Genomic DNA, 14,810 nt, shown 5'->3' on the forward strand with positions numbered 1-14,810 from the left:
AGGAAAATAATAGTACTCACTTACTCAGTGTTCATAATATTGGAATATTAAGAATAAATGACTCAGACTTATTTTGATCATAACGCTACCACCGCAGTAGATGAAAGCGTATGGGAAGCCATGTTGCCGTATTTTCGGCAGGAATATGGCAATGCCTCTAGCCGCCATGCATTGGGTATGGCAGCGCGCCGTGCGATCAGCCAGGCACGTGAGCAGGTCGCGCAGGCTGTCGGAGTGCAGCCATCACAGATCATCTTTACCAGCGGCGGATCAGAAGCAAACAACCTTTTTATCAGAGGGGTGGCGGATTATTTAAAGCCTTCTCAGTTAGTCATCAGCGCGATCGAACACCCCTGCATCAGGCGGCCAGCCCAGGAATTGGCACGAAGAGCAAGTGAGCGCTGGCAGTTACGTCAACTGACGGTGAATGAATTGGGGCAGGTGCAATTGGAAGATGTACGTAATGCCTTGGCAGACCGACCTGCTATGGTATCAGTGATGTTAGCAAACAATGAAACCGGTGTGATTCAGGAGGTTGCTAAAATCGCGGACATGGCCCGCGCCCAAGGCGCCTGGATGCATACCGACGCAGTTCAGGCATTCGGCAAGATTCCGTTCGATTTCAATGAATTAAAAGTGCATGCGATGACTATTTCAGCACATAAGATTTATGGTCCCAAGGGCGCAGCAGCATTAATTATCGATAAGCGGCTACTGCTTAAGCCACTGATATATGGTGGAGGGCATGAAAATGGGCTGCGTTCAGGTACAGAGAATGTGCCCGCTATCGTCGGTTTCGGTGTGGCCTGCGAGCTGGCCTGCTCGCGCATAAACGAGATGTCCACGCGCTTAACCGAATTGCGCGAATATCTAGAACGAGGCTTGCTTGCAATGGGTGCGATTATTTTTGGATTAGACGCGCCACGCTTACCCAATACCTGTTATTTTGCGCTGCCGGAGATTGAAGGAGATACGCTGGTTGTTCGGCTGGATAAAGCGGGTTTTGCAGCTGCCAGCGGTGCTGCCTGCTCCAGTGTGACACCTGGGCAGAGTCATGTGCTGGAAGCAATGGGAGTTGACCCTATGCTGGCGCGTTGCGCAGTAAGAGTGAGCCTCGGATATGACAATACTATGACCGAAATTAATGATTTCTTGAAAACCGTGGGCAAAATCGCACGAGAGCTGAAGAGCTTGAATGGAATGCTACTGCAATGATTACCTTCAATATAGTTATCAAATTAAGGAAAATTTGATTTTTTCCAGTAGAATAACTTACCCATATTCATGTCCCGACACGACAAATTATAATTATAACAAGATTAATAATGCGTCAAATGATGCTATGACTAACAAAAAAAGCCCAATCCCTGTGAAAGCAATTGTTTTGAGTGCAGGTCAGGGACGGCGGTTACTCCCTCTCACTGAAAATACGCCTAAGTGCTTGTTACCCGTTTTCGGCAAGCCTGTGATCGCATGGCAAATCGATGCTTTACTGAGGGCAGGCATCGAAAATATTACCGTGATTGTTGGATTTCAGGTAGGAAAGGTGGAGGCATTACTCGCAGAGCGTTACGCTGATCATCCACAAGTCAGAACGCGCTTTAACCCTTTTTTTGAGGTGGCGGATAATCTTGCCAGTTGCTGGATTGCGCGCGATGAGATGACAGATGATTTTCTATTGCTGAATGGCGATACACTTTTTGATGCCGATTTATTATCATGTGTGCTACACGCTGAAATGGCGCCTATCACGCTTTGTGTAGACTTCAAGCAAATATTTGATGAAGATGACATGAAAGTGGAACTGGATACTGAAGGATGGGTTAGACATGTCAGTAAAGAGCTCACTGCAGAGCAAACAAACGCAGAATCAATCGGTTTGATTTATTTCCGCAAACAAGGCGTTCAGCTTTTCCGTGCTGCGGTTGAGCACGCATTGCGCGATCCAGCCAGGCTTAAATCCTGGTATCTCAGCATTATTGATAAGTTGGCTCAGCAGCGTTTGGTGAATTCCTGTTCTGTACATGGATGCCATTGGGGTGAAATTGATTTCATAGATGATTTGCGCAGAACAGAAACTTTGTTTGCGATACAGGGCGACGCGCTTAAGAAAGCAAACCCAATGGAAAGCGTAGTAGGCGATAAAACATTACCTTCTTCTATCTAAGCTTATGACCATAACCGTTTTTAATGGCACCATGCAAAAATTTGGTGCGCCGGCTACTGTCATCCGTCAGTATACCCATTGGAGCGTGCTACTGCGTCCTGCCCAGCTTACCCTGGGTGCGCTGGTCCTTGTTGCACATGAGCCAGCCCAGGCATTTTCTGAATTAAGCCCAGCGAGCTTTATCGAATTACACCAAGTGATCGGGCAAATTGAGCCTGCTCTGAAGAAAGCGTTCAATTACGACAAACTGAACTACTTGATGCTGATGATGGTGGATCCTGATGTTCATTTCCACGTGATCCCACGTTATGCACATTCACAGCAATTTACCGGACAAGAATTTATGGATGCAGGCTGGCCGGGTGTCCCTAATTTCAGTCAAATCAATCCCACCGATAGCGTCACCAATCAACTCATCATGAAACACATTACTGCTTGTTGGGAATAAATAAGATAACATGTCTGATAGAAATACACCGCCTGATTTTCCATTGCGCGAAGCACATGCACTTGTGCGTGATTTGATGACACCCAATCCATGGATTTACTGGCTGGATTTTCTGGTACACATCACACTCGGCTGGGCTGCGTTTATAACGGCGCTGCATAGCTCATTTCTCTCCGTGTGGCAAATTCTTGCTTGTGGTGTGGCGGTATTGGCTTTTTATCGGTCGGCGATCTTTATTCATGAACTGGCCCATCTCAAAAAAGGCACATTTAAAGTATTTCGTTTAGTATGGAATCTGATCTGCGGCATTCCATTGATGATTCCCTCGTTTACTTATGATGGCGTGCATAACGATCATCACAAACGGGATGTGTACGGTACCAGCAAGGATGGGGAATATCTCCCCTTCGCCATTCAACGGCCTGGTGAAATGGTGCGTTATGTATTGCTGTCATTCATTCTACCGTTGTTGCTGGTGGTACGTTTCTTACTGTTGACACCCTTATCTTATTTGATCCCGCCATTGCGCAGGCTTGTCTGGGAACGGGCTTCTTCCTTGACGATTAACCCCAATTACAAGCGAGCAGCCAATGCGGTACGTAATGATCACGATTGGCGCCTGCAGGAATTTGCCACCTTTGTATTTGCATTGGCAGTCGTTACCGGTGTGGCTCTCAATGTCCTTTCTTACCTGGTGCTGGTACTGTGGTATGTCATAGCCGTATTGGTTTTTATCCTCAATTCCTTGCGCACATTGGCTGCGCATGCTTATCGTAATCCTGGCACTCATACCTTGGAGTTGGCCGAGCAGTATCTTGATTCAATCAATGTTCCGGGGAATTTCCTCACAGGGCTGTGGGCGCCGGTAGGGCTGCGTTACCACGCGACCCATCATCTTTTTATGAGTCTGCCATATCATAATTTGAGCAAGGCACAGCATCGTCTTGTGCATGGATTGAGTGACAACACCCTTTATCTGCAGACTGTGCGCAAAGGATTATGGGATGCATTGACGCGCATCTGGAAAGAAGCGGCTGCCTCATCTCGATAGGAAAGAAAGTATCATGGAACTAGTGCCGTGAGTGAAAAACCGGAAATAACCAAGCTCGTCCTGCTGCGGCACGGTAAAAGTATCTGGAATCATGACAGGCATTTTACCGGCTGGAGTGACGTGACGCTGAACTTGGCAGGAGAAGAGGAAGCCAGGCGAGCAGGGCATTTGCTTCAGGAAGCTGGTTATACTTTTGATCTCTGCTTTACTTCAGAGCTGAAGCGTGCAACCGATACCCTCAAGATCGTGCTGTCGACCATGGGCTTGGAAGAAATACTCGTTCGGCGAGACTGGCGATTGAACGAACGCCATTATGGTGCATTGGAAGGGCTGCGGCCGTGGGAAGCGATCAGGCAATTTGGAATCTGGCCGATATTGAGTACTCAGATTTGCTTTGCAGCCACACCACCCTCCCTCGATCTGGGAGATCCACGTTTTCCAGGTAATCAAGTCAGCTATGCAGGTATTGATAAATCACTTCTGCCTTTGGCAGAAAGTTTAAAGCAGACAGTGGAACGTGCCAAGCCTTTCTGGCAACAAACCATTTTGCCAGAGATTCGCCAAGGAAAGCGTGTACTGATCGTCTCACACAAGAATCTGCTCCGTGGCTTAATGATGCAACTCGCCAACTTATCGCAAAAGCAAGTGATGAAACTATCCATCGCAACCGCCCAGCCACTGTGTTTTGAGCTGGATAGCAAGCTGAATCTGGTCAGGTATTATTATGTGCATCAAGAAAAAGGGTGAATTTGAATTATCCATTAACCACAAGAATGGGGTTTTTATATACGCTAGCCTAGAAAAAAGATGAGTGCCCTTTCTGGCTATAGCAACCTACTCCTGCGGTAAAAGGGACGCATCTCGCAAAGGTGCTGCATCAAGATTTGAGAGAAGCATACCATCTTAAAAGTTAGCACATGTCTTAAAACCGCCAAAAGCTGGCAATCAAGATGGGCTCAGGATAGAATCATAACCGTTAAAGTAGGTAATTCAGTGATGTTTGGGCCCCTACTATATAGGTCTTCTTTTTTACTTTTTTAAACCTAGGTCTATTCTTTATGCGTATCGTAGTGACAGGGATGGGAGTTGTTTCGCCGATCGGAATTGGGGTTGATCAATTCTGGGAGGCAGCCATTAAGGGCGTGAGTGGAATTCGTCGTATTCAAAGTTTTGATGCCTCCAGACAACGTTCCCAGATTGCAGGCGAAGTCATCGGATTTGATCCTGCCTCTTTTTTGTCAGCTAAGCAGGTGGAACAAACTGACCGATTTACTCAACTAGCGTTATTGGCTGCTAGTTTGGCGTGGGAAGATGCCGGTAGCCTTGATGGTTATGCGCCAGAGCGTCTGGCTGTGAGTTTGGGGTCCGGAATGGGTGGGTTTGCAACATTTGAATCCTCTGCTACACGCAAGCTGCAGAATAAGTCTGTACCTCCTTTTACTGTGCCCCGTATCATGGCCAATTCTGCTGCCGCCTGGATTGCTACCAAATATGGATTGAAAGGCGTTAATCTGACCACGAGTACGGCTTGTTCTTCGGGCGGAAACGCAATCGGTATGGGACTTGATCTTTTGCGTATCGGAAAAGCAGATGTAGTCATTGCAGGGGGGGCGGAAGCTTGTGTCTTGCCGCTGACCATGGCGGGTTTTGAAGCCTTGTTCGCGTTATCTACTCACTTTAATAATAATCCGGAACAGGCTTCCAGACCTTTCGCTAAAGATCGCGATGGATTTGTGATGGGAGAAGGGGCAGGTATACTCATCCTGGAGAAAGAAGAAGCAGCCGTGAGGCGTGGAGCCAAAATATACGCTTACTTGGCAGGCTATGGCTGCACCTGCGATGCCACTCATATCGTTGCACCCGAAATGGAAGGGCAGGTATCCGCCATGAAAGCCGCTATTCAGGATGCCGGCATACCACCAGAGAGAGTAGACTATATCAACGCTCACGCGACGTCTACCCCGCTCGGGGACATTGTTGAAACCAAAGCCATCAAAGAACTTTTGGGAGAACGTGCGCGAGAGATTGCGATTAGTGCTACCAAATCGCTCATTGGTCATACGATTGGTGCATCGGCTGCGATTGGTAGCATTGCTACCGTGATGACATTGCATACCGGTACGATTCACCCCACTATTAATCTCGCTGAGGCTGATCCTGAGTGTGATCTTAAGTATACCCCGAATCAAGCAACCCAACAGAAAGTCCAAACCGGTATGTGTAACGCATTCGGCTTTGGCGGCAACAACGTCAGCATTATCTTTTCAACCCTTTAAACACTACAGGCGTAATTTCAGATATGGATAAAACAGATATTGAACAGAAAGTAATACAGTTTATCGCATCAAAAGTTGAAAATGTGGATGTTTCCAAAATAACGACTGCTTCACAATTTGGGGAGCTGGGGCTCGATTCTATGGATACTGTCCAGTTGTTATTTGATGCAGAAGAAGAATTTGGCGTTTCTTTTGATAGTGACGAAGTCAAAAATTTTCGCAGTGTCGGAGATATTGTCAACTATATCGATCATCCTCCTCCTTCTGTATCTGCATAAGAATGCATAGAGTCATTCAGCATAGCCGGGTCCTTTACCGCGTGAGTCGCGCGCAAAGAAATTGATCTTGCCCATGGGTAATACCACGATGCCGCCGGGTGAAACCACATACTTCTTGTTATCCGCTTCCCGATCATAGCCAAGTTGTGTGTTGGGTTCGATGGTGTTATGCCGGTCAATAATGACGTTCCGCAGGCGGGCATTACGTCCTATTCGCACATAATCCATAATGATGCAATCCTCCAGTTCGGCACCTTCTTCTATTACGGTTTCACGGCGCACGATACAATTTTGGATACGCGTGTTTTTGTGGATGACGCAGGCTGCACCAAACAAGCTATTCTTGATTTCACCGCCCAGGATTTTTGCTACCGGGCCCTGATAATTACTGGAAAAGATAGGCCATTGTGGATTAAATGCGTCGAAACGGGGAGCCTCTCCCAATACATCCTTATGTGCGCCCAAATAAGCATCAATCGTTCCCACATCACGCCAATAGCCCACTTCTTCGTAAGACTTGATACCGGGTATTACATTGGTGGAAAAGTCATAAGCATATAAGCGCTGACTGGCCATTAAGCGTGGTAACACATGGCGTCCGAAATCGGTCTCGCCAAGCCGGTGGGCTTCGCGTAACGCTTCTATCAACACTTCGGTATTGAATAAATAGTTTCCCATAGAAGCATAGGCTCGGCCGGGATCAGAGGGCATAGGTTTGGGTGCTAAGGGTTTTTCTTGAAACTCGCAAATTCTTCCCTCCGTGTCAGTGCCAATAACACCAAAGCTCGATGCCTGTTCTATAGGGATCGGTAAGGCTGCAACTGTCACATCAGCCTGATGCTCTCGATGGAACCACACCATTTGGTTGATATCCATCCGATAGATATGATCAGCGCCAAACACAGCGACAATATCGGGTTGATGTAATTCGATGAGCCTGAGTCCCTGATAAACAGCGTCCGCGGTACCTTTAAATTGCAGGGTTTCCTTGTGCATTTCAGGGGGCACCACTGTAACAAACTGGCTGGGCAGTAAGGGCGATATGACCCAAGCTTTTCGAATGTGTTCAATGAGCTCTTGTGATTTATACTGCACTAATAGGTATACAGAATTTATTCCAGAATTGATCAGGTTGCTTAAAACAAAATCTACAATTCGATATCGTGCACCAAAGGGAACAGCAGGTTTACAACGCTCTGCAGATAATGGATTTAAACGCTTACCTTCTCCTCCTGCTAGCACAAATGCGATAATTTTTTCCAGCTGTCTTCTATCTCTCATTATTACTCCTTGTGATGACGTTTTTTTGAGCTGATTACCATATTAAAATATTAGCCTATATGAGTACTCAAGCGCACTTTAATTTGATAGGGATCAAGAGAGACATCCTGGATAAATTCTGCCAGACCACTATGGTTCAGGAGCTTTTAGCAGGTTATTGAAAAACGTATTCGAGGCAGTTGGTGATAGGTAAAAACAGGCGAAGCAGAATTTATCCCTGATAAATGAGCATGTTGTGCCTATTTTTAACACCGCAGCAGCCAAGCAGATAGTTTTTCAACAACTCACTAATTCCATTTCCCAATCAAACATGACGCGAAAGCGAGCCGCAGACAGTACCCATCATACGGCAAGGTGAAGCTGCGACAAAGTAGTCGGTTTTGATTTAGCAAGGGCATAAGCAGGCTCATCATTTGATTTGAATCCAAATTGACCGCATTGAGTGTCTGGCGCATTGAGTGTCTGGTCGAGTTCATGGAAAAATTGCTTGCCGATAACTATTTCTCCCGCCATCATAGAAGAAGCACAAAGTCTGGCCGAAGAAAGTGGAGGTTGTAATGAAAATGATTCATGTCATCTCCCATGCTCACTGGGACCGCGAATGGTATCGCACTTTTCAGCAGTTCCGTCTCAGGCTCGTTCATCTTGTGGACGGCTTGCTCGACCTGCTCGCTAAGGATGACAATTACAAACACTTTATGCTGGATGGTCAGACAATCGTGCTGGATGACTACCTGCTCATGCGGCCAGAGGCAGAAGCAATTCTCAAAAAGAACATCCGCAAAGAGCGTATTTTGATTGGTCCCTGGCACATCCTGCCGGATATGTTTCTCATAAGTCCCGAAGCGCATATTCGTAATTTGCTGGCAGGTGCACGGGATGCGCGCAAGTTTGGTCAGAAAATGAGGATCGGTTATCTGCCCGATTCCTTTGGGCATATCGGACAAATGCCTCAGATTCTGCGTGGATTTGGTATTGACAATGCCTGTGTTTGGCGGGGATTGGATGATCAGCCTGCCGAGTTCTGGTGGCAAGCCCCGGATGGCTCGCGTGTGCTGATGATGTATCTACGCGACTCTTACAGCAATGGTGCCGGTCTTAACGCCGATAACCCCGCACAATTCACTGAACAAATCAAACAAGCCGCAGATTCACTTGCGCCACATTCTGTTTTGTCTCATTTGCTGGTGATGTATGGTACGGATCATATGGAACCACCGGCCGGAACAAGCAAAGCCATTCAAGCCGCGAATGAGCATCTCAACGCATACTGCGCCATCCACTCAACCTTGCCAGCCTATCTCAAAGAAATTCAAACGGAAATCGCAGAGCAGAAATTACAACTTCCTGTGGTTACCGGTGAATTACGTTCCTGTAAACGTTCACCTTTATTGCCCGGTGTGTTATCTGCACGCATGTGGATCAAGCAGCGCAATCATACCTGCGAGAATTTACTGGAGAAATGGGCCGAGCCATTGAGTGTGTTTGCTTCACTCATGAAGTTAGTCAACAAGCCTGCGCCTCTGGTTCGTCAAGCCTGGCAACTGCTGATGGAGTGCCATCCGCACGATTCGATTTGCGGCTGCTCCATTGACCAGGTGCATGAAGAGATGAAATCACGCTTTGATCAGGTGGAACAAATTGGTGAAGAGATCACCAAACAAAATATCGACGCGCTGGCATCCGTAATCAACACAGAGCAGGAGTCCTCATCACCTGGCCCGAAGCTGTCAGCTATCATTGCCTTTAATCCGCTTTCTTTTCCCCGTACCGACGTGGTAAGTGCGAGCATGGTGTTGCCAGCCAACATTTCCGATTTCGAGATTGTGGATGAAGCGGGCAATCGCGTACCGCATCAGTCTGCCAGTGGAAAGGTAACCGATTTGATCAATGTGCGGGTGCCGCGTGAAAAGCTTGGCAGCCTGCTTGGGCTGGCGCATGAAGGACGCATTAGTAACCTGGCCGTACAGGCGGTTCACTTCGAGCGTGAGGGTGCCACCATGCGTATCGAAGCCATTTTTGCCGAGAATAAGCCTCCCCAAGTGGAGGTATGGAATAAGGGTGTGACGGCACTTCGGGAATTCATCCATGATACCAGCATAGAAGCCTTCCACATCCATGCCCGCTCGCCGCAATCAACTGATATTACCTTCGTAGTAAATGACGTGCCTGCTTTAGGATGGAAGACTTTCTATCTGTGCGCCAAGCAAAATAACCTGCCTGAAATCGAGGTGTCACCCGCCATGCGTTCGCTCGCGCCGCTGGTTTCTTTGCCATTGGTGCAAAAACTTATAGCACGCCTCTCCCGTCGCACATGCCGCCCACCTTATGTGATCGAAAATACCCACTTCGTGGTTGAATTAGAATTAAGTGACCGAACGTTGACGGTTACTGACAAGACCACAGCAAAGAAATATCGCGGTTTGCATCGTTTTGTAGATAGCGGTGACTGTGGCGACGAATATAATTTCTCCCCACCTTCGCTCGACAGCACACAGGACCTCCCGGCCTTGTGTGAGGTAAACATCGTGCGCGGTGCTGTCCAGCAGGTTATCACTGTTTCGCTTGAAATGAATATTCCTGCCCGTTTAAATGCAGACAGGAAATCACGGTCAAGTGAAAGGGTGAAACTCCCCATCACCACTACTATTACATTGATCAACGGCGTCCCGCGTGTGGATATTCACACACGCGTCAATAATGCCGCCAAAGACCACCGCCTGCGGGTACATTTTCCCTTCTCGACAGAAATTGAGTTTGCTCAATTTGATGGTCACTTTGAAATCGTCAAACGAAAAATAGGTATTCCTTTGCATGATGCAGCATGGGTAGAGGAGCCGCGCCCCGAAGCACCCCAACGTGCGTTTACTTCAGCGGTTGACATGAGTATCGCCAACCGCGGCTTGCCCGAAGTGGAAGTAACCTCGCGCCATGAAATTGCCCTTACTCTTCTGCGCTGTGTCGGTTGGCTCTCACGTGATGATTTTTCTACCCGTACTGGGCACGCAGGTCCTTTTCTAGAAACACCGAAAGCGCAAATGCAGGGTGAATGGGAGTTTGATTATTCGATCATCTTGAATCAGAGTAATTTTCAGCAGGCATGGAGTTTTGATGTACCCTTACGCGTAGTTTCGACTGATCTACACCGCGGCATGCTTGCTGGCACCGGCTCCTTTGTGACTGTCGACCATCCTTCTTTATTAGTGAGTGCCGTGAAAGAGACAGATGACGGTCGCGGCTGGCTTGTGCGTGGCTATAATATTGGTGACGAAGAGATTGAAGTTACCATTACGCCTTGGCGTAAATTCGGCAAATCTGCGCGATTGAATATGGCAGAGCAAACAATCAGCCTTCTCGAGATTGGGCGAAATGGAGAAATAACCGTCAGCGTGCACTCTCATGAAGTGGCTTCGGTCCTGTTTGAGGAGGGGTAGGCTGGGCTGATCAATCAATAGGAAGTTTGACGAGCCAGTCAGCTTTGCGTATATTTTCCTTATACTGAGCTGGGCACATGGCTGATTCCATTGTCCAATCAAAACTGAGTTTGTCGGCTTCCTCTTGCCGTAGGATTGATACTGTCTGCGGCTCGCCTTCACGTCAGTTTTGATTGGGAAATGGAATGAGGTCGGGTTTCATGCCGAGCGGCCACTTCGGAAGTGAGCTCTTAAAAAGGAAAACGCATGAGAGTTACCGTCATTGGTGCTGGTTATGTTGGACTGGTTACGAGCGGGTGTTTCGCCGATGTGGGAAACGATGTCGTGTGTATTGATACCGATCCGAAAAAAATCGAGCGCCTTACCCATGGCAAAATTCCGCTTCGCGAGCCAGGTCTTGATGCCATCGTCGCTCGTAACAGCACAGCGGGCCGTCTGAAATTTTCAACGAGCTATCAGGAGGCGGTCGCCCATGCCTCAGTTATTTTCATTGCCGTGGGGACTCCTTCGAGCGAAGATGGCTCGGCTGATTTATCAGGCGTATTGTCCTGTGCTCATGCCTTGGGCGAAAAAATTGTGCGCGATACGCTGGTGGTCATCAAGTCCACCGTGCCCGTAGGCACTAATGATCAGGTGCTGGCTGCCTTGCAAAAAGAACTCCATCAGCGTGATACTAACGTTCAGGTGCGTACCGCCTCCAACCCTGAGTTTCTTAAAGAAGGCGCCGCCGTCGACGATTTCATGCGGCCAGATCGTATCATTGTCGGCGTAAACGATGCGGCTGCGGCCGATATATTGCGTGCGCTTTATCTTCCTTTTAACCGCAATCGTGATCGGCTGTTTATAATGGATGTGCGCTCGGCTGAATTTACTAAATATGCAGCCAATGCGATGTTGGCGCTACGTATTTCCTTCATGAACGAGATGGCCGACATGGCAGACCGGCTGGGCGTGGATATCGAAGAAGTGCGCCACGGCATCGGTGCGGATCCCCGTATTGGGCCACACTTTTTGTATGCTGGTATGGGCTTTGGCGGCTCGTGCTTTCCCAAAGATTTGCGCGCACTTGTGCGTCTTGCCGATAGCATCGGGGAGCCGGCTCTGTTGCTGCGTTCCTCTCTCCAAGTCAACGAACGGCAGCGTGGCATTTTATTTGAAAAGATCAAAGCTTTTTTTGGAGGAAACGTACAGGGTAAAACCATTGCGTTGTGGGGCCTGGCCTTCAAAGCTAATACCGACGACATGCGTGAAGCGCCCAGTATTATGCTGGTCGATTTGCTCACTCGCTTCGGCGCGCGCGTGCGTGCCTACGATCCCGCGGCTATCAACAACGCTCGTCAGATATTTAAAACAACCCAAGGAATAACGTTTACCGCTTCAGCGCGTGAAGCATGTGAGGATGCTGACGTGCTCGCTGTGGTCACCGAATGGCTGGAATTTCGTAGTCCTGACTTTGAATGGCTGGCCGCTACGCTCACCCATAAAGCCCTGTTTGACGGTCGTAATCTCTATAATCCTGCTTTCGTACGCGCCAGCGGGCTGCAATATTTCGGTGTGGGACGTGGACAAAGCAATTAGCTGCAACGCTAGGAATGCTCCCATCATCGTTACGGGGGTGGCCGGATTTATTGGCATGCATCTGACTCAGGCGCTGCTCGCGCGTGGGGAGCAGGTCGTGGGAGTGGATAATCTCAATGACTACTACGATCCTGTGCTTAAAGAGGCGCGGCTGGCGCAGTTACAGACTTATTCCGCTTTTACCTTTGAGCGCATGGATATTACGCATCAAGCAAGGTTTTCTGCCTTAGTCGCGCGGCTGCACCCCACCCGTATCGTGCATCTCGCCGCACAAGTGGGAGTACGCTATTCCATCACGCAGCCGCAGGCTTTTATCGATGCCAACCTGAGTGGCTTTCTCAACGTACTGGAAGCAGCACGTTATCTGCAGCACGAAGGGATGTTCACCCATCTCGTCTATGCCTCCAGCTCTAGTGTGTATGGGGCCAACAGCATGGTTCCTTTTTCGGTCGAAGACCGAGTGGACACGCCCGTGAGCCTGTATGCAGTTTCCAAGCGTGCCAACGAATTGATGGCGCAGGTTTACGCACGACAGTTTGGTGTTGCCGCGACGGGTTTGCGCATTTTCACGGCATATGGCCCTTGGGGTCGACCTGACATGGCAGCCTTTAAGTTTACCGGTGCAATTTTAGCGGATGAGCCGATTGATGTTTACAACCACGGCCAGCTGCAGCGCGATTTCACCTACATTGATGACATCATTAGCGGTATGCTGGCCGTGCTGGATCACCCCCCGCCTGCGGTGGAGGGTGTGCCCCATGCGCTCTACAATATTGGTAACCATCAGCCTGAGTTACTCTTGCGCTTTATTGAGGTGTTGGCTCAAGCGCTGGGCCGTACTCCGAGGTTGAATCTGCTGCCGATGCAACCGGGTGACGTGCTGACTACTTACGCTGACACCACGCCGCTACAACGTGATTTCGGCTGGCGTTCTACCACAACAATTGAGCAGGGTTTGCCGCGTTTTGTGGCCTGGTACCGTGAACACTATCAGGTTTAAGCCGCAAGCATTGCCTGGCCGTCACTGCGGCCTCTGCGCTTTCTGGTCATATCGGTCACTAGGCAAGCGCCGAGTAAGTATTGCTATACGATACAACGCTTTGCTGATATGAGACATGATTACCCAATCGAGCAGCGTCGACTGCGCATCGCGGTGTTCTTGTCCGGTTTAAGCGGCGGCGGTGCCCAACGGCGTAGTTTGCTACTTGCACGAGGTTTCGTGGAACGCGGCTGCGTGGTCGACGTGGTCGTGGTGCGTGATGAAGGCCCCTTTCGTGCCGCAGTACCAGCCGGTGCGAGATTATTCGTACTCGAGTTTTACGCGGCTCATCTACCGGTCATCCGCAACTTCAAAGGATGGTGGGTGATGAGTAGTGTATTTGCTTTGGCACGCTATCTTGCCGTGGAACGCCCTCACGTTGTGCTGTCTACTTCGATTCCTGCCAACCTGGCTGCTTTGTGGGGAAGAGTGTGGTCGCAGACGCGCATCCCGATCGTGATCACCACCAATCTTAATCTCACAAAGGCGACAGCGAAATGGGGAGGATTGATTGCGAAGCTACTGCGCTGGCTGATCGCACGTGCCTATAATAGCGCACAAGCAGTCATCGCTATTTCACGTGGCGTGGCTGAAGATCTTATGACAGTTACCAGCATTCCCCGGGAGCGCGTATTCCAGATTTATAATCCGCTCGATCTTGATCTTGTTGCCCGCCTGTCGCGCGAAACGATCCAGCATCCTTGGCTGAGTACCGGTGCATCCCCTGTCCTGCTCGCAGTCGGCAAACTTAAATTGCAGAAGGATTATCCTACGCTCGTTAGAGCTTTTGCGCGCGTGCGGGTCAAGCACAAAATGCATCTGGTCATCTTGGGCGAAGGCGAAGAGCGTGCGCGCATTGAACATCTTATCAGGGAGCTTGGCATCGAAAATGACGTGTACCTGCCCGGCTTTGTAGAGAACCCCTTCGCGTGGATGGCGCGTGCTTCGGTTTTCGTGCTGGCGTCTGCCTGGGAGGGTTTCAGCAACGTATTGCTTGAGGCACTTGCCTGCGGCTGCACAGTGGTGAGCACGGACTGCCCAAGCGGTCCGCGCGAAATTCTCGCCGACGGCAAATTCGGCTATCTGGTCCCGGTCGGAGACGATATAGCGCTATCCGATGCGATCCTGGCCGCATTATCAGCACCTTCACCGCGTGAACACTCGACCGCACGAGCGGCAGAGTTCAGCTTCGATGTGGCCGTAGAACGCTACCTCGCAGTGCTCCGCGGCGTATATGCGCTCAGAAAGGAGAACTGAC

13 protein-coding genes are annotated in these 14,810 nt (G+C 49.3%); 11 read left to right on the top strand and 2 right to left on the bottom strand.

Going from position 1 to position 14,810, the window contains the following annotated elements:
- Positions 1-57 precede the first annotated feature (57 nt).
- The 7 genes from AAW31_RS07990 (at position 58) to AAW31_RS08020 (ending at position 6,220) form a co-directional block, all read left to right on the top strand.
- On the top strand, positions 58-1,215 hold the full coding sequence (locus AAW31_RS07990; RefSeq protein ID WP_046849832.1) for a cysteine desulfurase family protein: 1,158 nt from the start codon (positions 58-60) through the stop codon (positions 1,213-1,215).
- Positions 1,216-1,369: 154 nt separating this feature from the next.
- A complete protein-coding gene (locus tag AAW31_RS07995; RefSeq protein ID WP_235264533.1) occupies positions 1,370-2,167 on the top strand; it encodes a phosphocholine cytidylyltransferase family protein in 798 nt (265 codons plus the stop codon).
- A 4-nt stretch (positions 2,168-2,171) separates the two neighbouring features.
- Positions 2,172-2,615 (top strand): HIT family protein, encoded by a 444-nt coding sequence (locus AAW31_RS08000; RefSeq protein ID WP_046849833.1) that lies wholly within the window; start codon positions 2,172-2,174, stop codon positions 2,613-2,615.
- Between the two features lie 10 nt (positions 2,616-2,625).
- Positions 2,626-3,666: a fatty acid desaturase family protein gene (locus AAW31_RS08005; RefSeq protein WP_046849834.1), complete on the top strand. Its 1,041-nt coding sequence runs from the start codon at positions 2,626-2,628 to the stop codon at positions 3,664-3,666.
- A gap of 27 nt (positions 3,667-3,693) precedes the next feature.
- Positions 3,694-4,413 (top strand): 2,3-bisphosphoglycerate-dependent phosphoglycerate mutase, encoded by a 720-nt coding sequence (locus AAW31_RS08010; RefSeq protein WP_052752146.1) that lies wholly within the window; start codon positions 3,694-3,696, stop codon positions 4,411-4,413.
- 311 nt (positions 4,414-4,724) lie between these two features.
- A complete protein-coding gene (gene fabF, locus AAW31_RS08015; RefSeq protein ID WP_046849835.1) occupies positions 4,725-5,942 on the top strand; it encodes a beta-ketoacyl-ACP synthase II in 1,218 nt (405 codons plus the stop codon).
- Between the two features lie 23 nt (positions 5,943-5,965).
- Positions 5,966-6,220, top strand: a complete 255-nt coding sequence (locus AAW31_RS08020) for an acyl carrier protein (protein ID WP_046849836.1) — start codon at positions 5,966-5,968, stop codon at positions 6,218-6,220.
- 12 nt (positions 6,221-6,232) lie between these two features.
- Here AAW31_RS08020 and AAW31_RS08025 read toward each other — a convergent pair whose 3' ends face one another.
- Positions 6,233-7,501: a glucose-1-phosphate adenylyltransferase gene (locus tag AAW31_RS08025; protein WP_046849837.1), complete on the bottom strand. Its 1,269-nt coding sequence runs from the start codon at positions 7,499-7,501 to the stop codon at positions 6,233-6,235.
- Between the two features lie 342 nt (positions 7,502-7,843).
- Entirely contained in the window at positions 7,844-8,014 is a 171-nt protein-coding gene (locus tag AAW31_RS21255) for a hypothetical protein (protein WP_158441441.1), read from the bottom strand.
- A 44-nt stretch (positions 8,015-8,058) separates the two neighbouring features.
- Between AAW31_RS21255 and AAW31_RS18890 the strand changes: the two genes are divergently transcribed.
- From AAW31_RS18890 to AAW31_RS08045, 4 genes are all read left to right on the top strand, one after another.
- On the top strand, positions 8,059-10,935 hold the full coding sequence (locus tag AAW31_RS18890) for an alpha-mannosidase (RefSeq protein WP_052752147.1): 2,877 nt from the start codon (positions 8,059-8,061) through the stop codon (positions 10,933-10,935).
- Between the two features lie 246 nt (positions 10,936-11,181).
- Positions 11,182-12,513, top strand: coding sequence for a UDP-glucose dehydrogenase family protein (locus AAW31_RS08035; RefSeq protein ID WP_046849838.1), 1,332 nt, complete (start codon positions 11,182-11,184; stop codon positions 12,511-12,513).
- Positions 12,497-13,513, top strand: coding sequence for an NAD-dependent epimerase/dehydratase family protein (locus AAW31_RS08040; protein WP_258920422.1), 1,017 nt, complete (start codon positions 12,497-12,499; stop codon positions 13,511-13,513). Before AAW31_RS08035 ends, AAW31_RS08040 begins: the two co-directional genes overlap by 17 nt.
- A gap of 108 nt (positions 13,514-13,621) precedes the next feature.
- Positions 13,622-14,809 (top strand): glycosyltransferase, encoded by a 1,188-nt coding sequence (locus tag AAW31_RS08045; RefSeq protein ID WP_046849839.1) that lies wholly within the window; start codon positions 13,622-13,624, stop codon positions 14,807-14,809.
- The last annotated feature ends 1 nt before the right edge of the window (position 14,810 follow it).

This window comes from Nitrosomonas communis (assembly GCF_001007935.1).
Lineage (GTDB): Bacteria > Pseudomonadota > Gammaproteobacteria > Burkholderiales > Nitrosomonadaceae > Nitrosomonas > Nitrosomonas communis.

Excerpts from the sequence above, each read along its gene's own strand:
- AAW31_RS07990 (WP_046849832.1), top strand. The coding sequence starts at position 58 with ATGACTCAGACTTATTTTGATCATAACGCTACCACCGCAGTAGATGAA.
- AAW31_RS08000 (WP_046849833.1), top strand. The coding sequence starts at position 2,172 with ATGACCATAACCGTTTTTAATGGCACCATGCAAAAATTTGGTGCGCCG.
- AAW31_RS08005 (WP_046849834.1), top strand. The coding sequence starts at position 2,626 with ATGTCTGATAGAAATACACCGCCTGATTTTCCATTGCGCGAAGCACAT.
- fabF (WP_046849835.1), top strand. The coding sequence starts at position 4,725 with ATGCGTATCGTAGTGACAGGGATGGGAGTTGTTTCGCCGATCGGAATT.
- AAW31_RS08020 (WP_046849836.1), top strand. The coding sequence starts at position 5,966 with ATGGATAAAACAGATATTGAACAGAAAGTAATACAGTTTATCGCATCA.
- AAW31_RS08025 (WP_046849837.1), bottom strand. The coding sequence starts at position 7,501 with ATGAGAGATAGAAGACAGCTGGAAAAAATTATCGCATTTGTGCTAGCA.
- AAW31_RS21255 (WP_158441441.1), bottom strand. The coding sequence starts at position 8,014 with ATGGCGGGAGAAATAGTTATCGGCAAGCAATTTTTCCATGAACTCGAC.
- AAW31_RS18890 (WP_052752147.1), top strand. The coding sequence starts at position 8,059 with ATGAAAATGATTCATGTCATCTCCCATGCTCACTGGGACCGCGAATGG.
- AAW31_RS08035 (WP_046849838.1), top strand. The coding sequence starts at position 11,182 with ATGAGAGTTACCGTCATTGGTGCTGGTTATGTTGGACTGGTTACGAGC.
- AAW31_RS08045 (WP_046849839.1), top strand. The coding sequence starts at position 13,622 with ATGAGACATGATTACCCAATCGAGCAGCGTCGACTGCGCATCGCGGTG.